This window comes from Nocardia sp. XZ_19_385, assembly GCF_015355755.1.
In the GTDB taxonomy this organism is placed as follows: domain Bacteria; phylum Actinomycetota; class Actinomycetes; order Mycobacteriales; family Mycobacteriaceae; genus Nocardia.
Genome location: NZ_JACVEE010000001.1, coordinates 1,609,420 through 1,632,486 on the forward strand (window position 1 = coordinate 1,609,420; position 23,067 = coordinate 1,632,486).

At 65.7% G+C, this 23,067-nt stretch carries 25 protein-coding genes and 1 pseudogene; 5 read left to right on the forward strand and 21 right to left on the reverse strand.

Annotation, left to right across the window (positions count from 1 at the left end; all coding sequences use genetic code 11):
- The first annotated feature begins 30 nt into the window (after positions 1-30).
- Entirely contained in the window at positions 31-723 is a 693-nt protein-coding gene (locus IBX22_RS07510) for a hypothetical protein (RefSeq protein WP_194814598.1), read from the forward strand.
- Positions 724-840: 117 nt separating this feature from the next.
- Entirely contained in the window at positions 841-1,263 is a 423-nt protein-coding gene (locus IBX22_RS07515; protein WP_194814599.1) for a hypothetical protein, read from the forward strand.
- Positions 1,264-1,297: 34 nt separating this feature from the next.
- On the opposite strand, the gene IBX22_RS07520 is transcribed toward IBX22_RS07515, so the two are convergent.
- The 4 genes from IBX22_RS07520 to IBX22_RS07535 form a co-directional block, all read right to left on the reverse strand.
- Complete coding sequence (locus tag IBX22_RS07520) at positions 1,298-1,579, reverse strand: hypothetical protein (RefSeq protein WP_194814600.1); 282 nt, start codon at positions 1,577-1,579, stop codon at positions 1,298-1,300.
- Positions 1,576-2,265 (reverse strand): NYN domain-containing protein, encoded by a 690-nt coding sequence (locus tag IBX22_RS07525; RefSeq protein ID WP_228538610.1) that lies wholly within the window; start codon positions 2,263-2,265, stop codon positions 1,576-1,578. Before IBX22_RS07525 ends, IBX22_RS07520 begins: the two co-directional genes overlap by 4 nt.
- Before the next feature lie 106 nt (positions 2,266-2,371).
- Positions 2,372-2,731, reverse strand: a complete 360-nt coding sequence (locus tag IBX22_RS07530) for a hypothetical protein (RefSeq protein WP_194814602.1) — start codon at positions 2,729-2,731, stop codon at positions 2,372-2,374.
- An 85-nt stretch (positions 2,732-2,816) separates the two neighbouring features.
- A complete protein-coding gene (locus IBX22_RS07535; protein WP_194814603.1) occupies positions 2,817-3,206 on the reverse strand; it encodes a hypothetical protein in 390 nt (129 codons plus the stop codon).
- A gap of 1,107 nt (positions 3,207-4,313) precedes the next feature.
- On the opposite strand from IBX22_RS07535, the gene IBX22_RS07540 reads away from it, so the two are divergent.
- On the forward strand, positions 4,314-4,559 hold the full coding sequence (locus tag IBX22_RS07540) for a hypothetical protein (RefSeq protein ID WP_194814604.1): 246 nt from the start codon (positions 4,314-4,316) through the stop codon (positions 4,557-4,559).
- 196 nt (positions 4,560-4,755) lie between these two features.
- Here IBX22_RS07540 and IBX22_RS07545 read toward each other — a convergent pair whose 3' ends face one another.
- From IBX22_RS07545 to IBX22_RS07585, 9 genes and pseudogenes are all read right to left on the reverse strand, one after another.
- Positions 4,756-5,247: an LPD29 domain-containing protein gene (locus tag IBX22_RS07545; protein WP_194814605.1), complete on the reverse strand. Its 492-nt coding sequence runs from the start codon at positions 5,245-5,247 to the stop codon at positions 4,756-4,758.
- Between the two features lie 34 nt (positions 5,248-5,281).
- Positions 5,282-5,671, reverse strand: coding sequence for a hypothetical protein (locus IBX22_RS07550; protein WP_194814606.1), 390 nt, complete (start codon positions 5,669-5,671; stop codon positions 5,282-5,284).
- 101 nt (positions 5,672-5,772) lie between these two features.
- Positions 5,773-5,991 (reverse strand): hypothetical protein, encoded by a 219-nt coding sequence (locus tag IBX22_RS07555; protein WP_194814607.1) that lies wholly within the window; start codon positions 5,989-5,991, stop codon positions 5,773-5,775.
- 42 nt (positions 5,992-6,033) lie between these two features.
- Positions 6,034-6,291 carry a hypothetical protein gene (locus IBX22_RS07560; RefSeq protein ID WP_194814608.1) on the reverse strand — a complete coding sequence of 86 codons (258 nt, stop codon included), beginning with the start codon at positions 6,289-6,291 and terminating at the stop codon, positions 6,034-6,036.
- A gap of 1 nt (position 6,292) precedes the next feature.
- Entirely contained in the window at positions 6,293-7,414 is a 1,122-nt protein-coding gene (locus IBX22_RS07565; protein WP_194814609.1) for a DUF932 domain-containing protein, read from the reverse strand.
- A 108-nt stretch (positions 7,415-7,522) separates the two neighbouring features.
- A complete protein-coding gene (locus tag IBX22_RS07570; protein ID WP_194814610.1) occupies positions 7,523-9,475 on the reverse strand; it encodes a ParB N-terminal domain-containing protein in 1,953 nt (650 codons plus the stop codon).
- Between the two features lie 148 nt (positions 9,476-9,623).
- A complete protein-coding gene (locus IBX22_RS07575; protein ID WP_162958354.1) occupies positions 9,624-9,860 on the reverse strand; it encodes a hypothetical protein in 237 nt (78 codons plus the stop codon).
- Between the two features lie 631 nt (positions 9,861-10,491).
- Positions 10,492-12,009 carry a recombinase family protein gene (locus tag IBX22_RS07580; RefSeq protein ID WP_194814611.1) on the reverse strand — a complete coding sequence of 506 codons (1,518 nt, stop codon included), beginning with the start codon at positions 12,007-12,009 and terminating at the stop codon, positions 10,492-10,494.
- A gap of 46 nt (positions 12,010-12,055) precedes the next feature.
- Positions 12,056-12,616, reverse strand: a pseudogene (locus tag IBX22_RS07585) (23S rRNA (adenine(2503)-C(2))-methyltransferase RlmN); the annotation flags it as partial.
- 68 nt (positions 12,617-12,684) lie between these two features.
- Here IBX22_RS07585 and IBX22_RS07590 point away from each other — a divergent pair.
- Entirely contained in the window at positions 12,685-13,899 is a 1,215-nt protein-coding gene (locus tag IBX22_RS07590; RefSeq protein ID WP_194814612.1) for a lipase family protein, read from the forward strand.
- Positions 13,900-13,945: 46 nt separating this feature from the next.
- On the opposite strand, the gene IBX22_RS07595 is transcribed toward IBX22_RS07590, so the two are convergent.
- From IBX22_RS07595 to IBX22_RS07630, 8 genes are all read right to left on the reverse strand, one after another.
- Positions 13,946-15,064, reverse strand: a complete 1,119-nt coding sequence (locus IBX22_RS07595) for an NAD(P)/FAD-dependent oxidoreductase (RefSeq protein WP_309234473.1) — start codon at positions 15,062-15,064, stop codon at positions 13,946-13,948.
- The gene (locus tag IBX22_RS07600; RefSeq protein WP_194814613.1) at positions 15,061-15,957 is read right to left on the reverse strand and encodes an MOSC domain-containing protein; all 897 of its coding nucleotides are present in this window, start codon (positions 15,955-15,957) and stop codon (positions 15,061-15,063) included. The genes IBX22_RS07595 and IBX22_RS07600 overlap by 4 nt, the downstream gene beginning before the upstream one ends.
- A gap of 71 nt (positions 15,958-16,028) precedes the next feature.
- Positions 16,029-17,213: a TetR/AcrR family transcriptional regulator gene (locus tag IBX22_RS07605; RefSeq protein WP_228538245.1), complete on the reverse strand. Its 1,185-nt coding sequence runs from the start codon at positions 17,211-17,213 to the stop codon at positions 16,029-16,031.
- A gap of 51 nt (positions 17,214-17,264) precedes the next feature.
- Positions 17,265-18,416 (reverse strand): acyl-CoA dehydrogenase family protein, encoded by a 1,152-nt coding sequence (locus IBX22_RS07610; protein ID WP_194814614.1) that lies wholly within the window; start codon positions 18,414-18,416, stop codon positions 17,265-17,267.
- Positions 18,417-18,424: 8 nt separating this feature from the next.
- A complete protein-coding gene (locus IBX22_RS07615; protein WP_194814615.1) occupies positions 18,425-19,255 on the reverse strand; it encodes an SDR family NAD(P)-dependent oxidoreductase in 831 nt (276 codons plus the stop codon).
- Between the two features lie 15 nt (positions 19,256-19,270).
- Positions 19,271-19,681 carry a MaoC/PaaZ C-terminal domain-containing protein gene (locus IBX22_RS07620; RefSeq protein ID WP_194814616.1) on the reverse strand — a complete coding sequence of 137 codons (411 nt, stop codon included), beginning with the start codon at positions 19,679-19,681 and terminating at the stop codon, positions 19,271-19,273.
- A complete protein-coding gene (locus IBX22_RS07625) occupies positions 19,678-20,136 on the reverse strand; it encodes a MaoC family dehydratase N-terminal domain-containing protein (protein WP_194814617.1) in 459 nt (152 codons plus the stop codon). The genes IBX22_RS07620 and IBX22_RS07625 overlap by 4 nt, the downstream gene beginning before the upstream one ends.
- 2 nt (positions 20,137-20,138) lie before the next feature.
- Positions 20,139-21,326, reverse strand: a complete 1,188-nt coding sequence (locus tag IBX22_RS07630) for a lipid-transfer protein (RefSeq protein WP_194814618.1) — start codon at positions 21,324-21,326, stop codon at positions 20,139-20,141.
- Positions 21,327-21,510: 184 nt separating this feature from the next.
- Between IBX22_RS07630 and IBX22_RS07635 the strand changes: the two genes are divergently transcribed.
- The gene (locus tag IBX22_RS07635) at positions 21,511-23,043 is read left to right on the forward strand and encodes a class I adenylate-forming enzyme family protein (RefSeq protein ID WP_194814619.1); all 1,533 of its coding nucleotides are present in this window, start codon (positions 21,511-21,513) and stop codon (positions 23,041-23,043) included.
- The last annotated feature ends 24 nt before the right edge of the window (positions 23,044-23,067 follow it).

Below are 23,067 nucleotides of genomic sequence, written 5' to 3' on the forward strand. Positions count from 1 at the left end.
CGGTGCATGGTGTGCTTGAGCTGTCACGCGATGATCGTCGATACCGCCACGCGCACGGCGGAGCGCAAACAGCGCGGCGTGCTGTGCCTCTGGTGCAAAGACCGAGTGGCCGGATACGAAGGCTCCTACGGAGAGGGCAAGCCGCTGGCCGTGATGTGCCGGTGCAAGACCGGAGACGTCACCGAATGGGAACAACGGATTTCCGCGGCGACAGCCCAGTATCTCAACCGGACAGCGCTGCTCGAGATCTACCCTGAGAACGCGGAACGGATGGCTACCTTGATCGCCGACGTGTCGGTGCGCGGCCCCGACCCGCATCACATCTGGAGCGGCGCACCCGTCGCCGAACTGCCACAGCTTCCGGCACGGGAGGTCGTGCCCGAACACGGTTTCGGCGAGGTCCCACCGCTCGCCCGGCCCCGATGCTCGAACGAATGCCGAGAGCATTCCGAGCACATCTACTTCGCGTGCTTCGATGAGCCGACGAAACTACGCGACAGCGACGTGGACGGCATCGCCGTCCGTCATTACGTCGGATGGACTCGCCAGCACCCGCCGATACAACGAGTCGGCCAGCACGGAGCAATCTGCCGAGAATCGCTGGTCGGGATCGTCGCCGGCACCAGCGATGAGGAGGAGTCCGTAAAGGCAAACGACCCGTGCCCCCAATGCGGCAAGCCACTGGAGTACAGGCCGCGAAAAATGCGCCCAGGAAGGAAATAAGAGGCGCACTTTCCGCCGCTGCCATCAGCGGCGGTGTGCGACCACGCGAGAGCGACTCACCGTTCACACCTCGTGTTCCTGCCGAGACTGGAGACCGTCCGGTCTTACATTGGTTGAGTGACCACACCGACACCGGAATACGCTCGACTAGAGGATCTGGTGCGTGCCGAGGCGGACGCGAAACTGGCAGCGGTCCAGCCGCTCGCCGATGCCTACCGGAAACTGCTGGCCGACCGCGAGAAGTTCGCGGGCCTTGACGCGGAGAACGTGGCCGCCGTCCGAGCAACCCGCGCCGCAGCACTGAAAGCCGGATTCAGCGAACGCGCGCTCAACGAAGCGGGCTATCGGGCGATCAACGACATGCCCAAATCCGCAGCCGCCCGCAAGACCTCAGCGAAGAAGTCTGCCCCGCCTAAACCTCGAGCAGGATCAGGAAAACGCGTCACCGCCACCTCGCCAGCCTCGCCGAGCAAAGCCGTCTCGGGCAAGGCCACGACTCCGATACCGGCCAGCACGCCGGAACCACCCGCAGCCCAGTAGCCAGGCCGCCGCTCCGCCGTTCGGTCGTGTGGGTTCAGCGATCGGCGCGTGCCGGTTTGTTGCGCAAATAGGTGTGGACGGATCGCCCGTTCGAATCCCGAGTTTTCACGACCTCGAACAACCCGCAGGTGGTCAGGAAGCGGCCCGGTTTGGCGCGCGCGCTCTCCGGCAGGCGGGCGGTGATGCCCTGCGCGTGCATTCGCAGGCAGACCTTCGGCAACTCAGCTCCCTTGGCGCCGTTGCTCAACGCGGCCACCAGGTCGCGGACCGAGGCGGCCCAATCGCTGGACGCCTTACTGGACTCGGCCACCTTCACGGGCGCGGGCTTCGGCTTCGCCGTTGCCTTCGCGGCAGGCCGGATTTCGGCGTTGCCACCTTCGCGGTGGACTTGGCCGTTGCTGCACGGCCCGAAGCATGTGCAGCAGAGGGGCGCGCGGAGAGGTCTTCAAGGTAGACGAAACGATCACACGCGGCGATCATCGCCCGCGCGGACTTGCGTTCGCCGTATCCGTGCACCTTGCATCCGATCTCGCGCAATTGCATTGCCAAGTCGATGAAGTCGGAGTCACTGGAGGCGATCACGACCGTGCTCACGTCAGTCGTGCAAGCCAGGCGGATCGCATCGGCCACGATCGCGTGATCGACGGTGTCCTTACCCGCTGTCACCGTGGTGACCTGTCGGCCCGAGATCGCGTGCGCGATCATCGCGTGCCGCCACCCCGCCAGCGAAGTACCGAAGAAGTCACCGTAGGCGCGCACGATCCGAAGCGAACCCAGTTCTGCGGCAGAGGCGAGGACCGCGCCGGCCTTGGTCGGCGCGATGTTGTCCGCGTCGAACAGCACCGCGACCACCTCACCGACACCCGCCCGCCGACCCGGAACAGGCAGCGGCGACGGCAGTGGAGCCAGGCGCCGGAACGCCGCGCGAAGCCAGCCGGAAATGCGCGCGGGGCGCAGCGGCGCGACCAATCCGGCGACGCCTGCGGTCGTCTCGGTGAACATCACCTCCGGCAAGATAATCGGCACCACCCACGAACACGCGCATTGCGCACGAACTGGGCGTGCCGGGACCGCATCAGCCCGCGGCACGCCCAGCGGCGTTCGCCGATCAACAGAGGAAGTGGAACGCTGCCGCCTCGATCGCCTCGGCAGCGGTGGGGAAGGATTCGATGCGGTAGTCGGGGAAGCGGGTCTGCCCGCACTCGCACCCACGGGTGAATCGCCACGAGTAGTACGGCTCGCAGTCTGCGGTGGGGTCGTCGTTGATGTAGATGGTGCCGACGGGTTCGGTTTCGTGGGTGCGGTAGAGCAGGCCCCCGGCGGAGCCGAAGCGTAGCCAGTCGCCTTTGCCTTCGCGGGTGATGATCCACCGGCCGCCGCTGTAGGTGGCGCTGATCGCCGGGGAGGCGAATTGGTAGCGGCAGTCCGCGGGGTTCGGGCGCCAGGCGTAGAGGGTGTGTTCGGACATGAGCTAGCTCCTCGAGCAGTCAGGGGTGGAGTCGGAAGGTTCCGGCCAGATGCCCGCCGGCTGGCGGGCACCCGGTGCCCGGCACTCAGGCCGCCGCGTGGAGTTCGCGGGCGGGGCGGATGATCTCGAACTCGCGGTAGCGGCAGCTCATGGAGAGGTCGATTCCGAAGGCGCGGATGCTGGCCAGTGCTTCGCCTTTGCGGGAGCTGAAGACCTCGGTGCGCAGGTTGCGGACTTCGGCGCTGACCGGGTCGCCCTTGTCGAAGGTTTTCAGCACGCGCATGGCCATCGGGCCGGAGTAGCGGACCTCGTAGGAGGTGGAACCGGTGTCGGTGTAGCCGCCGTCGTCGGTGCGGCGCTGGTGGTTGTCGACGATGGTCACATAGACCGCCATGGTCTCGGCCTGGGTCGGGGTGGCCTCGAAAATCTGCGGGTCGCTGATCTTGGCGATGTTGCCCTTGACAATGGTGCTCATCGGAGTGTGCCTTTCGGTTGGTTTCCCTTGTCTGGTGTGTCTCGTGGCCCAGTGCGGGACGGAGGAGCGCCAAACGGGGTCTGCCGGAAGGGAGCGAACAAGTTTGTTCAGCGAGCGCGCGCGAGCGACCCGGCCTGTCCGGGGGAAGAAAGTTTTCGCCCCGCCCGGTCGAGCATTTGCGAGCCCTGTTTGGCGACGACGACGCCCGCACTACAGTCCGCGCGACCGACCAGACACGGGGATCAACCGAACAGCCCACCCCGGGTACACCGCTGTCGACACGGGCAACCGGGATCAGCCCGGACCCGAGCAACGCGAGGCCACCCGAACCCGTCCGAGCCGTGCCCGGAGGTGACCCAGCCGACCGTCCCCTGCCGTGCCGCCGACACCCGGCGGTCTCCGCCGATCACCGAGCAGACGAGGCCGCGACTCCGCCCGGCCAACACGCGAGACTGACCCGGGCCGGCGGGCAGCCGGGGCGAACATGCCGCGCAGTACGCAGCGTCGCCCCGCTGTCGTTGGCGCGCCGCACCCCTGGAGCAACTCCAGGCGCGCCTTCGACCTCGCCGGTTGATGTAGCGCGTCGGCACCCTGGCCCAGGAGGTATCGCCTCCTGACTTCGCGCCGAGTGAGGGTTTCGTCAACAGGCAAGCGGCAGCATGTGCCGAACCCCAGACGGTCCCGTGGGCAGCGAACACGCACGCAGCCCGCCGGGACGGTTGGGAGCGCGAGCGAACCGCTTCGAACGATTAGGGACGTCGGATGCGCGCTTGCGACATTGACGACAAACCGGTCCACTTCCGCTGAAAGCGGGTCCGGAGTGGCGGTACTTTCCTACGCTGACGCGCGGGCATTCCGCAGTGGTGCACGGGGGGCGATTCCTGTCAGTCACTTCGCTTCCCGGATACGGGCAACAGGGCGGAGTGTTCGGGGCCGCACCCATCGGTTCCCGGCGTCTTTCCCTCCCCGCAACCACGGGTAGACGCCGGGGCCGGTCGGTGCCACCGGCGGGCGGCACTCCGCAGAATCCCCGGTTTCGCCACCCGCCGGTGACCTCTTGTTCGCCCATCCCGCTCGGACTCAGCGCACGCCCCTCCGGAGGACGACGTGACCACACCGAACATCGCTGCCGCGCAGAAACTGCTGGAACAGGTCACCGCCAGATACGGGCACCCGGATTCCTTCGTCGGCGCGCTGCGCCGCTCCCTCGACGACCACCCGACCGACCGCCTGCCGCGCATCGCGGCGGCGATGCCCACGATCTCACTGCCGCTCGATCCACAGCAGCCCGGCGACGCACCGCAACCACCCACTAGGCCCGGCCGCCACGCCCTGCGCGAAGAGACCGCATAGCGGCCCGCGGACCCTCCCCCGCACCCACGCCGGCCCGAAGCGACGCCAGCGTGCGCCTGCGGCGCTGGGGTCGTCAAAGTGGCCGACGCGCGTCAGCGCGTCGGCCACTGTTGCGTGTGGAGCCGCCTCGCGGCACCGCACGCTCAAGCGCAGTAGGCCCCCGACCTAGGGGTCGGGGGCCTACTGCGCAGGCTCTCTATTCAGTCGAAGCGTCCGGCCCGCCGGACTCCGTCGCGCGGCTCGGGGTGTAGTCGTGGTCAGCGGCGACCAGCTCCACCACCGCCACCAAGTCGTACACGTGCTTGTGTCCGTAGAACCGTCCGCCGACCTTCACCGGCCCGGCCCAGGTCTGCGCACGCGCGGCGCGGATGTCCAGCCCGCCGTCCGGGGTACGCGGAATCGGCATCGTTGGGATATCGCGGGTAATCGCCTCGATCACGACGGCGTACCCGGCCGGGCTGTAGGTGCGCCGGAAACTGGAGTCACGTACCCAGCTCGCGGCGTCGGGGTAGACGGTTTTGAACGCCCGGCAGAACACGGCCACCGCGTTTTCGGTCGGCCCGTCCTCCCATGCCGTGATCACAGAGAACCATCCGCGCGGGGCCGAACGCACCGACCACCGGACGCCCGGCCATTCCGCTTGCAGGGCGCGTTTCCACAGCTTGGCCGCGTCGGGAATCTCCATCATTGGTTCCGCTCCTTTCTCCGGTGTCGCGGGGTGTTCAGGACAGAATCCGGTCGGCGTGCGCGGCGAGAGTGTTGATGATCTTCTGCCAGCTCTGCGCCTTGATCTCGTCGGTGCGGCTGGACGGGCTGGCAATCAGGTTCGTATCCGGGTCTGTGATGGCGGGGGTGTCCGGGCCGGACTCGTAGGCGTAGGTCTCCGGGGTGATCGACCACAGAACCCGCCATTGCAAATCCAACCGGCCGAAACCTTCTACCGTGAATCGGGATTGGCTCAGATACGAATCCACCCGCAGCACGAAACGCAGTGCGATGTGGTGATGTTTGGCGGACAGGGTTACGTGGTTGACCTGGTCGCGCCCGCCGACGATATCGGCGGCGGTGATGATCGGCGGAAACTCGGCCTTCCGGGGGTCGCTGCTGGTCATAGCGTTGTGCTTTCTTTCTCGAATTCGTTTGCAAGACAGCGGATTTAATGAGGTGTTGCGGCGGACCGCGCGCGGCTGGCGTGTACCTGGCCGCGCGCTGGTCAGCGGATCGGGCGAACACGGACCGTCGGATCGGACAACTCGCGTAACCACCAGTCGCCGTGTACGTCGCAGTAGGCGGTGGACAGCCAGCGCCGTATCCCGTAGCGCTCCCAATCAATCCAGCGGGTCGCGGGCTCCTCGCACTCGTGGCACCCGATCCCGCCGTCCGGCAACTTCCGGTAGTGGGCTTTGTGGCTGGTGTTGGTCTGTCGACCCATGGCGTTCTCTCCTGCTCGGCCAGCTGGGGGTGGCGGCCGGGTTTACTCGGTGCCCTCGGGCGCGGTGATCGCAGCGGTGAGGGCGTGGGCTATCTCGATCGCGCGTGTGCAGCGCTGGGCGAATGCCTCGACCGGTGCGGGGTCGACGGTGGCGTTTCCGAAAACCGCACGGGTGCACGCATTCATGGCCGCAATCCCGGTGCGAGATAAGCTCATCGGGCCACCGGGCGCGGATTGCACTAGGTTGTCCAGTTCCTCGAGTAGCGCGCTGATGGCGGCGGTGTCTCTTCGGTGGCCCATGTCATCGCGCCGGGGTGAGTACATGGAACATCCGTTCCAGAGTGAGCGTGTCGGCATCGGCGGTCTTGCCGGTTACGGCGTTGGTGGTGTTGCGTCCGGCGCGGTCGCCCTGGGCGGGTCGCATGTGGTGCTGCCACGTGTTGACGGCTTGCAGCCATCCGAAACCGGTTCCCGTCCAGGGCTTTACGCGCTCGTCGGATACCCAGAGCTTTTCGATCTGGCCTCGCTTGTTCTCGGCCCGGGTCCGTGTCGCTTTGGGCGCGTCCTCGTCGGGCATCGGCGCGAAATCGTCCAGCAGCCTGCGGAACTGGGCCGGGCTCACCGACAGATCGCACAGCTTCGCGATATCAGCGGCGAAACCGTCTTCGGCTTCCACCACCATCTGCAACGCCGCGCGGGCGTCCTTGAAAGCGAACTGCGACAGCGCGGAGCGGCGGCGTAGCTTCCAGATCCGCCCGGACCGCTCGGCTTCGTCCAACGCCCACGCGTGGGTGTTGTCGCACACCACAACCTGATTCACCGCCGCGTACGACAGCGGCAACGATCCATCCATCGACGCGCTGGCCAGAATCGAGGTCCGGAAATCAACGCCTTCGGACGTGGTCACGGTGTCGGGGCGTTCGATCTGCACCCACGCGACCGCGCCGCCCTTCAACAGCCCGGCCGACCCGATCCCCAGCGCATCATCCGAGACGGCCAAACCGTCCGGGGTCACCAGCGCCGCGAGTCCGTCCAACAGCATTTCCCCGTACTGCATCACCGGGTATTTGCTCGAGAACACGCCCAGTGGGCGGCCGGTGTCGCTGCGGAAAACCAGCTGCCGGGACAGATCCGCCATCATCGGAAACGGCGACCCCGGCACTTCGACCAGCCGATAACCGGGGTTGGCCGGATCGGCTGGAGTCTCCGGGGTAGCGCCGAACGGCACAGGGTAATGCGGCGGCACCGCCTCCGCGCGCCACCCGAACAGCCTGCGCCGCACATCCGCTACCGGGATATAGCTCGGGTAATGGTTGGGCTCCTCGCCCTGGTGCTCGGCGCGGTAGTGCCATGCGGTGCCGCGCTGATCGGTCATCCCGATAAGGGTTTGCGTGTTCAGCCATTCACTGGTCTCGCGGGACATGAGTTTTGTTCTCCTACAGTGTTTTTCGGCGCGCTCGACCGGCCCGCCGCGCCTGGTTCGGCGGGCCGGTGTCGCGGTAGTCTTACGGGATTGGGGGGGTTGGCTTGGTCAGGCTGCGGCGGCGAATGCCTGGGCGGCGAGTGCCTTTTGCTCCTCGCGCTGGGCCTTGTGCTTGGCGCGCAGGGCTTCGATGTCGATATCGGCCAAATCCAGATGTCCGGCCGTGACCTGCTCGACCGGTTCCAACCGGTGGCCCTGGTCGGCCAGATGGCGCAGGTAGCGGCGGTAGCCCGGCCCGTCACCCCAGAACCCATCGGTCTTGGCCCGCCAATGGTCCTGCTCGATCCGGGCCTCATGCGCGCCGAGTACCAGCCCGTAAACCAGTACTAGGCTGCGCTTTTCGGAGGCGTCCTCGTTGTGCTTGCACGCCTTGTCACGGTCGCCGAAGTTCAGCAACTCCAGCGCACCCGACTGCGAACGATGCCGGTTCAACAGATCCGGCTCGAGCAACAACGCCTCCGCGATGAATGCGGCGGCATCACTGGGCAGGGTCTTGCGGGTGAGCAACTGCGCCACGAACACGCACCGCTCCTCTTTCGCCGCCGTGCCCTCGATGTTGAGCGCGATAACCCGCTGCCGCTCGCGGGTGTCCTCCGCGCGCTTCTCCTCGGCGACACGACGCGCCTCCAACGCCGCGATAGCGGCCTCCCCTGCCGCACGCCGGGCTTCCTCGGTGGCTGCCTGCTCGGTAGCGTCCTGGCCGCCCTCCGTGGGCTCCTCGCCCTCCCCCGCCTCGCTGGCGTCCTCGCCCTGCTTGGGCTCCTCGTCCTCGCTGGCTTCCTCAGCGGTGTCGGGGACCATGATTAGGCCGGGCGCGATCTCCTCGGCTACGACCAGCCCGGACGCTTCCAGGTTCTCGACCGGTAGCCAGTACTCGGGCTGCCAGCTGCTTTCCAGAGTGATGCTGTCGAAATGCCGCAACCCCTCATAAGCCGCGCTGCTGCGGTCGTGGCGGGTCTCCCAGTCGATTTCATCGAAGTCGACCGGCTCGCCGGACTCGGCGTCGACTGCCACCGATTCCGGGTACTGCTCCAGATACATAGACCACAGCCCCGGCGCGGCGTCCACCACTTCGGCAGTGACCTCCCCGCCCTCGGCGGTCCGCAGTTCCTCGGCGCGCAGGTACTCGCCATCCGGCAATTCCGTTCCGGCGGAACCGGGTTCACGGATCACGAACGAAAATCCGCGCTGGGCGTAGGCCAGCGATGCACGGAACTGTTCGGCGATCCGGGCGCGGTCGGCCGCGATCCTGCCTGCTTCGACCGCGAACCCCTCGGCGGACACACTCATGAGCCGTGACACGGCGTCGACATCCCCGGCCTGTTCGTACTCCGCGATCACGGCGGCCTGTTCGAAACTGAACTGGCCGGAATCCACCGCATCCATAGCCACGCCTGAATCGACCGCCGCAAGTGCGGCTTTCACGTCGTCGCGCTTGGCGGAAGTGTCACGCACGATCCGGGCCACGCTCGCCCCGTACAGCGACATCTGAGCCCACCGGTTCGCACGCTCCCGATCGGTGTAATCGGTGCGGCGGTCGTTGGTGTGCATCTCGGCCGCGATGGTCTGAATCATCGCCTCGGACTCGTCCCCCATCATGCCGCGCACGACGATCGGAACCTTTCGGCCGGTCAACTGTGCGGCTAGCACCCGGCGTCGGCCACGCGCGACTCGGTAGCGGCCCTCGGCTCCGGGGTAGACCGTCACCGGTTCCAGCACACCCCACGCCCGCACGGACTCGACCAATTCGGGGTCGTTGTCCAGGTCGTAGCGGGATTCTCCCTCGGGAACCTCGAAGTCCAGTTCGCCCGGATCGACTTCGGCTGTCCGGAACTCCTCGGGCTGCTCCTCGACCAATTCGGCGTCGTAGACGACCTCGGCCGATTCCAGCGCGGGCGAGTCGACCACGGCCACCTCACCACCGGCGACGGCGCTGGTGTCGGTGTCGGGAACCTCGGTGTTGTCGGTGTTGGTCATATCGGTTTCGGTGCCGTGAGTCATGGTCTTCGCTTTCTGTGAAGAGTGAGAGATCGGCGCGATATCCGACGCGCCTTTTTCAAGTGGTGTTGTGCCGCACGGAGAATTGGTCAGTGCGTGACCGGCCGACCAGCGGAGCGGAGTCCGCCGAATCGGTGCGGTGTTCGGGGTGTCACGCGGTAGCGTCCGTAGGTGCCTCGTCGGGCTGGGAGTCGCGGACCAGGTTCACCGGCCCTAGATGCATCCCGTAGGCCCCGGCGCAGACGTGCCAGTTCTTGCCCTTCCAATCCGGGTACAGCTGCTTGAACCGCTCCACGGTTTCCGGCATCAACTCCGATACCGGCCCGGCGTGCTCGTTGCGGCGCTTCGCGTTGTACTCGCTGCGCGTCAAAACATCGGTAGTGCTCATCGTGAGATCGCCTCCTGACTGCTAGTGCGGCCCCCACCTGACCGCCCGTTCTTTTTGCCCTTCCGGCGAAAGAGATTTCGGGCCGGGAGATCCGTCGGGGCGCAACCCCTGTCCGAAAAATTCCGACGAGCAGCGCGAGCTGGCCCCTTGGGGCGGAAATTTTCGGGAACAGGGGTTGACGAACCGCCGGATTCCCGGCCCAAAATCGCGAAGCCGGAAGGGAAAAAAGATAAAGAGAATTGAGCGAAACGCCCAGCGTCAACACAGTCCGGCGACGTAGGAGCCGGTCATATTGGGCGTTTTCCATCAGCGGCGGGAACCGCCGCTTTCGCCGCAGCCCTGAGAAGGCGAGAATCTACGCTGCGGGGGTGCGAACCGTCGATTGAGGAAGCCCCGGGGCGTTGCCCTGCGGGGTCCTGATCTGTCGCGTTGAACGGCTATAGGGGCATTTCAAACCTGAATCGCCACCTTTGTCGGCCAGACCCTAGGGGCTTTGCCCCCAAACCCCTCCCGCCGGCCCCGCGGGCCGTCCGTGCCCTGGCAGTGCTCGCTGACATAGCGAATGGCACAGCCTATTGGGTCGCGCGCAAGCAACGGCGAAGTTGAATTGGAGTTGGTGCACGGGAGTCGCTTACGCGACCAGGGAGACAGCTTGGAGCCGGGCAGCGATGTCGTCCGGAATTTGGACGTCAAAGTCATCCGGCGCATTGATGACGAACCGAACACCGGCGTCGACCAAGAGTTTCCTCCTGCCTTGCTCGTCCGCCATTTCCCAGGCATCGCGATATTTCTGACCAGTGTCGGAATACGCCCATCCAGAAGGACGGCTCGGCTTAGACTTAAGCTCGTTTCTACGAGCTACGAGACGCGCTTTGCGAGAAAGATAACCTTCTTCGTCCTCGTCGTCCCATCCGAGGGATGTATCACGTTCATTCTCCAGCCGTGCAATAGCTGCACGGACTCGCGCCAACTCCTCGGCATGATCTTCTCCCGGAGTCCAAGATTTGGTGGCGACATTGATATCGCCGACTTCTTGCAGAAAGACCCGTTCAACAATTTCCTCGACCTCGACAGCCTTTTTACTGACACCGGGGCACGGTTTTTCTTGTCGCTGATTGGTACATCTGTAGTACCTATATCGTGGTGCCTCATCTTCACCCCGGAACGTTGCAACATGTGTTGCCGAGGCTTCGCAACGGCCACAGAAAGTAACTCCCAGAAGTGGTGATGCGCCATACTTCCGATAGGGAGAACGTCGGCGCTCGTTGATTGCCGCCTGAAGGGTGGCCCATTCCTCGCGATCGAAAACAGGGTCGGCAATGATGAGTGGAGAACCGTCCGGGTTGAACATAGGCTTCGTCTTGTGCAGTTTCTGCCCCAGCAATGCCGGGGAAGACAACAGGTAGGAAACTGATGAAGGTGACCAAACTTCGCCAACGCCGTTCTTGATCGGCTGCTCGATGGACAAGCGCCACCGGTCTTTAGCAGTAAGCTCTTTTCGAGCATTCAGTTTGGTGCAAACACCTTTGATTGTGTCGCCGCCCTCAACCATCCAGCGTCGCATCTCGTGAAGAACCGAGACCATATACTCATCGAGCTGGAGCACCTTTCGGGGTTTGCCATCCAAAATTATCTTCGTTGTCACGTAGCCATAGGTCGGCACTCCGCCGGGCCACGCCCTGGTGTAACGTCGAGTTTCATGGCTCTCAGTGATTCGCGCACGAATACGCGCTAGTTCCTTGGACGGGCCGAGCGCTTTTGCATGGGCGATCAACCTACCCTCAGGGGTGCGAAGATCGAGCGAAGGATCATCGAGAACGACGAGCGTCTTTCCCCATTCAAGAATCTTGAATACGAACGCCAAGAAATGTATGTCGTTTCGGGATAGTCGGTCCTGGGTGGTCACCCATAGCTCATCCCAGCGGTCGCGCCCTTCCTCGTTCAACCACTGACCGAGCTTCGGGCGGTCGAACATGTCGACGCTGCCGGAGACCGAGCGATCAACTGCGTGACCGACGACGGTCACAGCACGCGACCGGGACTCCTCTTCGCGGCGCAGCTCCAGTTTGGCGTGCTGCCTCTCGATCGAGTCGGTGGACCGCTCCTTGCGATCGAGGCTGATCCGCTCAGCGTAAAGCACGTTAACCATGGATAGGGATTATCATCGCAGGTCAGAGCGTTTGTCAAACGGGGGGCATGGGTTCGCCCATGCCCATGAAGACGATGTTGGAGAGGCGGCCCGGGCCACCGGCGACGTCACCGTCGCGCAGGGCGGCGGCCGCCGCGCGCACCTGGTCGACGATTTCGGCGGTGGAGAGGTTGCGGGTCAGCCCCGCCTGACCGGTCGCGCAGAACGGGCAGGCCATGCCGCAGCCGGCCTGGCTGGAAATGCAGAGGGTGTTGCGGTCGGTGTAGCGCATGAGCACGCTCTCCAGCAGCGTGCCGTCGCCCGCCTTCCACAGCGTCTTGCGCGTCTCACCGGCATCGCAGGTGATGTGTTTCACCACGTTGAGCAGCGGCGGGAACAGCGCGGAGCCGATCTTTTCCCGCACCGGGGCGGGCAGATCGGTCATCTGCTCGGGGTCGGCCTGCAGGCGTCCGTAGTACTGCCGCGCGATCTGGTCCGCCCGGAATTTGGGCAGCCCCAGCTCCTCGACCGCCTTCTTCCGCCCGTCCGCGTCGAGATCGGCGAGATGCGTGGGCGGCATGCCCCGGCGCGGAGCATCGAAAACAAGGGGTACGGGGACGGCGGTCATAGTGCCTCCAGTGTCCCATACCGAGATCTTGGCCTGAATCGGCCGCTCAGGCATGTTACGAATGCCGCATGAACCGCATTCCAGTTCGGCGGCGCCTGGCGACGGCCTTGATGACGACCACACTCACCGTCCTGGCCGTCGCCGGACCCGCAGCGGCACAGCCGATTCCGCCGTCGGACCCGTTCTACGCCATTCCGGCGAACCTGGCCGCGGCGGCCAACGGGTCCGTCATCGACTCGCGGTCGATCGACCTTCTCGGTGTGCCGCTGCCGGTGCGCGCCTGGCAGGTGAAATACAAGTCACTGGACGCCGAGGACCGGCCGACCACCGGCGTCACCACGATCGTGACGCCGGTCACGCCGTGGACGGGCCCGGGCGCACGTCCACTGATCAGCCACCAGCTGGCCGAGGACAGCCTCGGAACCGAATGCGCCCCGTCGTTCGCCCTCGCGCGGGGGTCGGCGGCGCGGTTCAACAACGGCAACGTGGAGGCGCCGCTCGCGGTGCTCGCACTGCGGCAGAACTGGGCCGTCGCCTTCCCCGACTACCAAGGTCCGCAGGCGCGTTTCCTGGACAAGGACCAAGCCGCGCACAGTGTGCTCGACAGTCTCCGCGCGGCCCGGTCGTTCGCTCCCGCCGGGCTGGGGTCGTCGCCGCTCGGCCTGACCGGCTTTTCCGGCGGATCGCTCGCCAGCGTGTGGGCGGCCCAGGCGCAGCCCGGCTACGCACCGGAACTCCCGCTCGCCGGTGTCGCCGTCGGCGGCGTGCCGTACGGCCTCGACGACACCGTCGGGCACGTGAGCGGAACCACGAACGCCGGACTCGGCTTCCTGGTGCTGGCTGCGATGCATCGGCTTTCCCCGGCTGCCGATATCCCGGCGCTGCTGAACGGCGAAGGCAAGCGCATGCTCGCCGAAACGGCGAACTACTGCGGATTCGACTTCCTGCGGAACTACCTGTTCGCCGACGTCGACGACTTCACGATCGACCCCGATATCGGGACCGAGCCGCGCATCCGAGCGATCGCACGCCAGATCGACGTCGATGCCGCCACACCGCCGACCACGCCGACCTACTTTTGGCACTCCACCGAGGATGACGTTCTCCCGATCGAGGCCGCCGATCAGCTCGCCGCTTCGTGGTGCCGGGCCGGTGCGGAATTGACCTATGTGCGGACGAGCGATTCGGCGCACGCGCTCTCAGGAGTGGCGGGTTTCCCCGCGGCGCTGGACTATCTCGGTCAGCGGTTCGCCGGTGCCACCGCGCCGACTCAGTGCGGCTGACCGGAGCGGGGTGCGGTAGGCGAGACCTACCGTGCCCCTTGGTTTTTCAGCCGATCGCGGCGGCGATCTTCTTCGCATCGATGGCGAGTTCCCGGAACATGCCGCTGATCGGGTTGGTGAACCCAGTGAAGTAGAGGCCCGGCGCGTCCGGATGCGTCTGCCCGCCATGCACCGTCGGACGCCCCTGCGCGTCGAGCAGATCCAGATGGCCGACGAGATTTTCCAGGCCGTGCTGGAATCCGGTCGCGGCGATCACCGCGTCCGGCGCGATTGCCGCCGAATTCGCCAGCAGCACCTTGTCCGCCTCGAATCCCTGGACAGCACCGACGATTTCGATCTTGCCCGCCTTGATCAGATCGATCAGACCGACATCGATGATCGGGATCGCGCCGTCGGCCAGCAGCCGCGTGTAGACGTCCGCGGCGGGCCTGGGCAATCCGAAGGAACTGAGGTTCGGTGTGGTGAGCCGGCTGGCGATCGAGATGAACCGATCGACGAACGGCACCGGCAACCTGCGCAGCAGAATGCCCACCGAACTCTGGCCGATCCCCGGCGCGACCTCCCGGCGGACGAAGGTGGGCACGGTGCGCACCGCCAGCCATACCCGCGCCGCACCGCCCTCGACGAGGTCGACGGCGATCTCCGCACCGGTGTTGCCGGTGCCGACGACCAGCACCGAACGCCCGGCATACGGCCGCGGATTGCGGTATTGCGCGGAATGCACGAGCTCACCACGAAACTCGTTGCGCCCCGGCCACTCCGGAATCAGTGGTGTGTGGTTGTAGCCGGTCGCGACGACGACCTCACGGGCGGTGATGTCGCCCTGCGGACTCCGGGCGATCCAGCGATCACCTGCCCGCTCGAGTTTGTCGACGGCGACACCCGTGCGCACCGACAGCCCGTGATGAGCCGCGTAGTCCTCCAGGTACCGGACCACATTCTCCCTTGCGACCCAATCCCCGTAGGAGCGTGCGAATTTGAACCCGGGAAGGTGCGAATGATGCCGGATGGTGTGCAGATGCAGCCGCTCGTAATGGCCGCGCCACGCCGAACCGAGGGTGTCGGCCTTGTCGACGATGACAACCTCCCGCCCTGCCGATTGCACGCAGGCACCCGCCGCCAGCCCACCGGGCCCCGCACCGATGATCAGAACCGGATCGCTCACTGCTGCACCGCGGGATCCGTGACGACTACCGAATCACCCACGCGGATAGCTCCTTCCGCGGCCACGACCATGTACACACCCAGGCAAGGGTACTTCCCGACCTCGAGGACCTGCCGGCTGTTGTGCAGATTGGTGGTTCTGAGGATGTTCGCGTCTTTGGGCAGGTCGCCCTGCCCGAGGTTGGTCATCACACAGCGGGGCGTGGGGATGATGCCGAACAGTGTCGTGCCGGCTCCGATCGTCAAAGCTTTACCCGGCCAGTCGTTCTCGATGAACCCGATGTCGTCGGCGGCGATGATCAGGTTCATCCGGAACCGGCGCTGATCGACCACGCTGCCCGGGGCCAGTTCGGCCAGCCGCGCCAAGCTGGCGGTGGTCAGCACGCTGATCGGCATGAGGTCGAAGAACGACGCGTCCGGAACCATCGGCGGGATGCCCTGGTGCCGGAACATGGCCGCGCCGATGCGGGTTTCGGTCAGCTCGTCGCGGTAGCCCTCCGGGCGCAGGTTCGCGTCGTCTGGAACGTATTCGTCGATGGTGTCGTAGGCACCCGCCGGAAGTGACAGTGTCACTTCACGATCGAAGAATTCCGAGAGCACCCTGTCTACCTCGGCGTCGTCGCTGTGCACCGAGGTGCCACCGGGCAGCTCGATGAGCACGGCCGGAACCGGCTCGCCCAGCCGCGGCTCCTCGACGTATGTCGCGCGGCAGTCCAGAATTCCGCGCCACCGCGCGGGGTGCTTGGCGCTGACCACCTTCCCGGTCTCCTTGTCGATCAGCGCGTAGCCACGGTCACCGACGATCCCGGCCGACGTCACCACTGCCTCTTGGAGTTGCTCGCCGCCCATGGATTTCACCGGGAAGCGCCACAGCGCGTCGATAGTGGTCGCCATTTTTACTGCTCCATTCGAGCGTCTCTGAATCGGCGTAGCGCTCTGCTAGTGAAATATGGTGTCGATAGTTGCTAGATGCCGAGAATCTGCGCGCCGATTGCGGCGCACACCGCGTCGATCTCGGGCAGCGCCCGCAGGTGTGGCGTCAGCGCGGTGTCGTTGATCATGGATTGCACGGCCTGCACCCGGACGCGCGCGGCGACCGGCTCCCACTCCGGATGGATCTTGCACAGCAAGTGCACCCATTCCGCGATGTAGGCGCGCTGCGCCGCCCGCGCACGCACCCGTCCGGCCTCCGGCAGATGTTGAGTCTCCGAGACCAGCGTCTGCATCAAGTGCGGATTCTCGAAGACGAACTCGCCGTAGCTGTTCAGAATCCGCGCGAGCGCATCACGCGGCTCGGTGGCCTTGGCCAGCGCCCGATGCATGTCCATCCGCAGCCACTCGTCGCCGCGGAAAATTGCCGCGGCGAGAATATCGGCCTTGCCGGGGAAATGGTTGTAGACGCTCGGCCCCGCGATACCGACCCCCGCACCGATGTCTTCCACGCTTACGCCGGTAAATCCTTGTGCGGCAAAGAGTTTTGTCGCTTCGGTGAGAATGGCCTCGCGCCTGGACCGGGCCGCCAGGGGCGTGGCCCGGTCGGGTTCCTCGTGCGTGCCGAGTTCAGGTAGCTGGGCGTCGAGCACCCGGCGGATCGCATCGGTGAGCAGTGCGGCGAATTCGGGTTCGGGCAGCGACAGGCTGTGGAACGACACACTGTTGGCGACCGAGAGCGCCGACCAGGCGAGCAGATCCCGCTGGACCGGGTCCAATTCGGGGCGGGCGCGGGCGATGACCTCGGCCATGCGCGCGCCGATCCGCCGGGCCTGGGCGCGAAATGCGGCGCGCTCGTCGTCGACCAGGTGCCGGGATTCGCGCCGCCACAGCACCCCTACCCCACGGTGTGCGAGCACGGAGGTCGCGAGCGTCGCGGCGACCTGCTCCGGACGCTGCCCTGACGCCGCGAGGGCGTCGTCGAGCGTTTGCAGCGCCTCCGCCACGACCGTGGCGAGCAAGCCTTGCTTACCGCGGAAATGCCGGTACAGCGCGGACGGGCCGATCGCGACGGCCTCGGCCACCTCGCCCATGCCCACGTTGGCGTATCCCTTGCGGTAGAACAGGTCACTCGCCGCCGCGACGATCAATTCCCGCCGGTTCGCCGGCCGGGTGCCACGGGCCGGACGGACCACGTCCGGCCCGTTCACCATTGCCATGCCCTCTTCTCTCAAAGTCGACGTCGGATGATCTTACCGACGCCTGTGCCACTACAACGAGCGCGCGATGAGCTCTTTCATGACCTCGTTGGCGCCCGCGTAGATGCGCTGCACCCGGGCATCCGCGTACATCCGCGCGATCGGGTATTCGAGCATGTACCCGTAACCGCCGAACAACTGCACGCAACGGTCCACGACTTGGCCCTGGATGTCGGTGCTGTAAGCCTTGGCCATCGACGCGGCCGCACCGTCGAGTTCACCCCGCAGGTGCCGTTCGACGCAGTTGTCGATGAAGACCCGCGACACCCGCGCCAGCGTCGCACATTCGGCGAGTTCGAAACGGGTGTTCTGCATCTCGAACAGCGGCGCTCCGAATGCCTTGCGCTCCTTGGTATATGCCACGGTAAGCGCGACCGCCGTCTCGGTGGCCGCCGCCGCGCAGACCGCAACCACCATGCGCTCGTGGGCCAGCTGCTTCATCAGGTAGCCGAAGCCCGCACCCTCGGACCCGAGCAGATTGCCGACAGGTACCCGGACGTCGCCGAAAAACAATTCGGCGGTGTCCTGGCCCTTCATCCCCACCTTGTCGAGGACCCGGCCGACCCGGTAACCCGTGGCCTCCCCTACCTCGACCACGAGGAGCGAAATACCCTTCGCGCCCGCGGCCGGATCGGTTTTGGCGACCACGATCACCAGGTCGGCGTGCTTGCCGTTGGTGATGAAGGTCTTCGCACCGTTGATGACATAGTCGTCACCCTCGCGAACCGCGGTGGTGCGCACCGCTTTCAGATCCGATCCGGTGCCCGGCTCGGTCATCGCGATCGCGGCGACCAGCTCACCGCTGGCCATTCGGGGCAGCCAGCGCCGCTTCTGCTCCTCGGAGCCGTAGGCCAGCAGATAGTGCGCGACCAGCCCGCTGTGCACCATGTTTCCGAAAGCAGTATCACCCAAGCGATATTGGGCGTCGAAGATCGCGAAGTCGTGGGCGACGGTGCCGCCGCCCCCGCCGTACTCCTCCGGAATGGCGGCGCACAGCAGGCCGAGTCGGCCTGCCTTGTTCCAGAATTCGCGGTCTACGCACTTCTGCGCGGCGAAACGCTCTTCGTGCGGCAGCAATTCGGCTTCGAAGAACTTCGTCGCCATATCGTGCAACGCCTGGACTTCGTCATCGACCCACGCGGATCGGTACACAGGGGTGGTCACGTCGATCCTCAGATGTTGAAGCCGCCGCCGCACACGACGGTCTGGCCACTGATGTAATTGGACTCCTGGGTGCAGAACAGATACACCGCGCCGGCGCCCTCGCTGGGCGTGCCGGCCCGACCCAGCGGGATCATCTGCTCCATCGCGGCCACCAGCTGCGGATTGACCCCGACCTTGATCTCCTTGCCCTGCACATCGATGGTGCCGCCGCTGTCGGCGGGGGCCTCGGTGAGCCGAGTCTTGATCATGCCGAAGGCGACGGCATTGACGGTGACGTTGTAGCGGCCCCACTCCTTGGACAGGGTCTTGGTCAGTCCGATCAGACCCGCCTTGGCCGAGGAGTAATTCGCCTGTCCCGCATTGCCGCCCGTGCCCGCGACCGAGGAGATGTTGACGACCTTGCGGCACGGAATCGGCGCGCCGGCTTCCTTGGCCTTCTTCACCTGCGCCGCGATCACCGGCTGGGCAGCGCGCAAGATCCGGAACGGCGCTTTGAGATGCACGTCGAGGATGGCGTCCCACTGTTCGTCGGTCATCTTCTGGATCACCGAATCCCAGGTGTAGCCGGCGTTGTTGACGATGATGTCCAGCCCGCCGAACCCCTCGACCGCCGTCTGCACGAAACGCTCCGCGAAATCCTCGTCGGTGACGCTGCCGATGCAGGAGAGCGCCTGTCCCCCAGCGGCTTCGATCGCGGCGACGGTTTCCTTGGCGGGTTCGGCGTCGAGGTCGTTCACCACGACCTTGGTGCCTTCGGCGGCCAGCTTCAGCGCGATCTCACGGCCGATGCCGCGACCGGAGCCGGAGACGATGGCGACCTGTCCGTCCAGAGTTCCCATGTGTTCCAAATCCTTTCAGAGGGCGACGACGGCGTCGCCGGTGAGCGTGATGGTGCCGTCGGCGAGTACGACGGAAAGTTCGAGCGTGGCGCGGCGTTCGCCGTCCACCTCCTCGATCGAGACGACCTTGCCGGTGGCGGTCGGTTTACCGAGCACCGGTGTGATGGCGGCGAAACGCACGCCATAGCTTCGGATCGACTGCTGCGGAACCCAATTGGTGAGCAGCCGACCCAGGTAGGCCATCGTGAGCATGCCGTGGGCGAACACATCCTCCAGGCCGGCCGACTTGGCGACATCGATATCGATGTGCATCGGATTGTGGTCACCGGAAGCACCGGCGAACAGCGCGAGCGTGGTGCGCGAGATAGTGCGGATCTGCAGCGGCGGCAGCACGGTGCCGACCTCGATGGCTGCGGCAGTGGTCATTTGCCTGCTCCTGGATTGCGAACGACGATGATCGACTTCAGGTCGGCGACGGCCGAACCATCAACGCGGGTGACCGCGGTCACCTTCACCAGGAACTCCAGCGCACCGCCCTTCTTGCTGTACACATCGGTGATCCGCGGTGTCGCGACGAGCACGTCACCGGCCACCGCGGGCGAGTGATAGATGAACGACTGCTCGCCGTGCAGCACGAAACGCAGGTCCACACCGGCCTTTTCGACGAACTCGAACGGGTTCGGACCGTCCAGCTCGATCGCGAACAGGAACGTCGGCGGCACCGGCAGATCGCGGTAACCTGCGGCCTTGGCCGCTTCGGCATCGGTGTACACCGGGTTGGTCTCGCCGATCGCCTTCGCGAAGAACCGCAGCCGACCGGCGTCGACGGTCAAAGTGGTTGCCGGAAGCTCGGTTCCGACGAGCGCGGGATCGATGGCCATGCTCAGCTCACTTTCTCGTACAGGGTCACCACGGCCGCGCCGCCGAGCCCGATGTTGTGCTGCAGTGCGACTTTCAGATCGCCCTCGACCTGACGGGCGTCGGCCTGACCACGCAGTTGCCACACCAGTTCCGCGCATTGCGCCAGACCGGTCGCACCCAGCGGATGCCCCTTGGACAGCAGGCCGCCGGAGGGGTTGGTGACCACCCGGCCGCCGTAGGTGTTGTCGCCGTCATTGATGAACTTCTCCGCCGTGCCCTCCGGGGTCAGCCCGATGGCCTCATAGGTGAGCAGTTCGTTGGCGGTGAAGCAGTCGTGCAGTTCGACGACGCGGAGATCGGCCGGCGCGACACCCGACGCTTCGTAAACCTGTTGTGCGGCAGCCTTGGACATGTCGTAGCCAACGATCTTCGTCATGTCCTGCTCGGTGAAGGTGGACGGGAAGTCGGTGACCATCGACTGGGCCTTGATGACGATCGAGGTGTCGATGTTGTTGGCCTTCGCGAACTTCTCGCTCACCAGCACTGCGGCGGCCGCACCACAGGTGGGCGGGCAGCACTGCAGCCGGGTCAGCGTGCCGTAGATATGCGGGGAGGCCAGCACTTCTTCAACCGTGACCGGGTCGGTGAAGACGGCGTACGGATTGTTGGCCGCATGCCTGCGCGACTTCACCGAGATCTTGGCGAAGGTCTCCGGCGCCGTGCCGTATTTGTCGGCGTACTGCTGTCCGGCTCCGCCGAACATCTGAGCCGCGAACGGCGCCTCGGTGCGCTCCTGGATTTGATCCATAACCGCGTTGAAACGGTCGAACGGAGTGGGCCGGTCGGTGTAGCCCAGGGCCAGCGCGCCGCGCTGCATCTGCTCGAAGCCGACCGCCAGCGCCACATCCACCGCACCGGACTCGACGGCCTGGCGCGCCAGGAACAGTGCCGACGACCCGGTCGAGCAGTTGTTGTTGACGTTGACGACCGGGATACCGGTCTGCCCGAGGCCATAGACCACCGCCTGCCCACAGGTGGAGTCGCCGTAGACGTAGCCGGCGTAGGCCTGCTGGATCTTCGAATATTCGATCCCGGCGTCGGACAGTGCCTTTCGTGCGGCCTCGGTGCCCATGACGTCGTAGGTCTCGGTGCGGCTCGGCGTCGTGAACGGAATCATCCCGACGCCTGCCACCACCACCCGATTACTCATAGCGTTCCTAACGATTGAAGCTATTGACTGTTCACTTAGTAGACAGCATCGGCTCCGCCAAAGCAACAGACGTCAGCAATGAACAGCGTTTTACTGAGGGTACTGCGACTCAAAGTAAGAGTGGTGACCATCACTGTGATCGGTGTTACGCTACGGCGCATTCACATAATGCTTTGGAGGATCGATGCCCACAATCGACGCAACGCTGCGGATGACGGCACGCCGCGTTCCCGGCCGCGAAGCCCTGGTCTTCGGCGACATCCGCCGGACCTACGCCGAGCTGGACGCGGAGGTGGACCGCGTGGCAGGTGTGCTGGCCGAACGGGGCATCACCAAGGGTGATCGCGTCGCCCTGATGGCGACCAACTCCGACCGCTTCGTCATCGCGTTCTATGCCGCACATCGGCTCGGGGCCATCTTCGTACCGATCAACCCGGCGTCGGCGGCGCCCGAACTGGACTACCTGCTGCGTGATTCCGGCGCGGCCGCACTGATTTTCGACGCCGTGGTCGAGCCGGCCGTGCGCAAAGCCGCCGCCATCGGGCTGCCCGGAAGCTTGCAGCTGTTCGCCATGAGCGACCTCGAGGGCCACCAGGACCTGTTCGCCCTTGCCGCGGACTACGACGGCCCGCCGGTCGAGGTCGAGATCGCCGAATCCGACGACGCGCAGATCCTCTACACCTCCGGCACCACCGGTTCACCCAAGGGCGCATTGTTCGACCATCACCGCGTCCTGTGCGTCACCACGGCTGTCATAGGCACCTGCGGTATGGCCGACAACGACCGGCTCCTGCACGTCGCACCGCTCTATCACGCCGCCGAACTGTGCATCATGCTGATCCCCGGCACCCTGCTCGGCGCGACCCACATCGTGCACAGCGGCTTCGATCCCGCCGAAGTGCTCGAAACCCTGGAATCCGAACGCATCACGATGTTCTTCGGCGTGCCGACGATGTACCAGTTCCTGCTGCGCATGCGCGGCGCCGCCGATCGTGACCTCTCCGCGTGGCGCACCGGAATGTTCGGCGCCGCGCCGATGCCCGCCACCGTCGTCGAACAACTCGTCACGACCTGGCCGACGGTGAACTTCACGCAGCTGTGCGGCCAGACCGAAGGCGGCCCGGGCGGCATCTTCGCCAACCGCGACCAAGTCCGGGAACGCCCGGACGCCAGTGGCCGCCAGGCCCTCATCCTGATGGAATGCCGGGTCGTCGACGAGAACGGCGCCGACGTCGCCCCCGGAGAGGTCGGCGAACTGCTACTGCGCGGCGAGACCGTGATGAAGGGTTACTGGAACAAGCCCGAAGCCACCGCCGACACCATCCGCGACGGCTGGCTGCACACCGGCGACCTGACCCGCCTCGACGCCGACGGCTACATGACCCTGGTCGACCGGCTCAAGGACATGATCATCACCGGTGGCCGCAATGTGTACTCCATCGAGGTGGAGAACGCCATCGCCGCCCATCCCGATGTCGTGGACTGTGCCGTCATCGCGCGACCACACGCGGAATACGGCGAGAGCATCGTCGCCTTCGCGACGCTCAAAGACGGTGCGGCACTGACCCTCGAGTCGCTGCGCGAATTCTGCGTCGAACGCATCGCCGGTTACAAGCTGCCCCATGATCTGGTGCTCACGGCCCAGATCCCGCGTAATCCGTCCGGCAAGGTCCTCAAGCGCACTCTGCGCGAGCAGTTCATTCCCGCCGGTTCGTAAGGATCAGCGCGGGTTGCTATTCAG

Coding starts and splice junctions, on each gene's coding strand:
- IBX22_RS07510 (WP_194814598.1), top strand. CDS start 31: ATGATCGTCGATACCGCCACGCGCACGGCGGAGCGCAAACAGCGCGGC.
- IBX22_RS07525 (WP_228538610.1), bottom strand. CDS start 2,265: ATGTTCACCGAGACGACCGCAGGCGTCGCCGGATTGGTCGCGCCGCTG.
- IBX22_RS07530 (WP_194814602.1), bottom strand. CDS start 2,731: ATGTCCGAACACACCCTCTACGCCTGGCGCCCGAACCCCGCGGACTGC.
- IBX22_RS07535 (WP_194814603.1), bottom strand. CDS start 3,206: ATGAGCACCATTGTCAAGGGCAACATCGCCAAGATCAGCGACCCGCAG.
- IBX22_RS07545 (WP_194814605.1), bottom strand. CDS start 5,247: ATGATGGAGATTCCCGACGCGGCCAAGCTGTGGAAACGCGCCCTGCAA.
- IBX22_RS07550 (WP_194814606.1), bottom strand. CDS start 5,671: ATGACCAGCAGCGACCCCCGGAAGGCCGAGTTTCCGCCGATCATCACC.
- IBX22_RS07555 (WP_194814607.1), bottom strand. CDS start 5,991: ATGGGTCGACAGACCAACACCAGCCACAAAGCCCACTACCGGAAGTTG.
- IBX22_RS07560 (WP_194814608.1), bottom strand. CDS start 6,291: ATGGGCCACCGAAGAGACACCGCCGCCATCAGCGCGCTACTCGAGGAA.
- IBX22_RS07565 (WP_194814609.1), bottom strand. CDS start 7,414: ATGTCCCGCGAGACCAGTGAATGGCTGAACACGCAAACCCTTATCGGG.
- IBX22_RS07570 (WP_194814610.1), bottom strand. CDS start 9,475: ATGACTCACGGCACCGAAACCGATATGACCAACACCGACAACACCGAG.
- IBX22_RS07575 (WP_162958354.1), bottom strand. CDS start 9,860: ATGAGCACTACCGATGTTTTGACGCGCAGCGAGTACAACGCGAAGCGC.
- IBX22_RS07580 (WP_194814611.1), bottom strand. CDS start 12,009: ATGGTTAACGTGCTTTACGCTGAGCGGATCAGCCTCGATCGCAAGGAG.
- IBX22_RS07590 (WP_194814612.1), top strand. CDS start 12,685: ATGAACCGCATTCCAGTTCGGCGGCGCCTGGCGACGGCCTTGATGACG.
- IBX22_RS07600 (WP_194814613.1), bottom strand. CDS start 15,957: ATGGCGACCACTATCGACGCGCTGTGGCGCTTCCCGGTGAAATCCATG.
- IBX22_RS07605 (WP_228538245.1), bottom strand. CDS start 17,213: ATGGCAATGGTGAACGGGCCGGACGTGGTCCGTCCGGCCCGTGGCACC.
- IBX22_RS07615 (WP_194814615.1), bottom strand. CDS start 19,255: ATGGGAACTCTGGACGGACAGGTCGCCATCGTCTCCGGCTCCGGTCGC.
- IBX22_RS07620 (WP_194814616.1), bottom strand. CDS start 19,681: ATGACCACTGCCGCAGCCATCGAGGTCGGCACCGTGCTGCCGCCGCTG.
- IBX22_RS07625 (WP_194814617.1), bottom strand. CDS start 20,136: ATGGCCATCGATCCCGCGCTCGTCGGAACCGAGCTTCCGGCAACCACT.
- IBX22_RS07630 (WP_194814618.1), bottom strand. CDS start 21,326: ATGAGTAATCGGGTGGTGGTGGCAGGCGTCGGGATGATTCCGTTCACG.
- IBX22_RS07635 (WP_194814619.1), top strand. CDS start 21,511: ATGCCCACAATCGACGCAACGCTGCGGATGACGGCACGCCGCGTTCCC.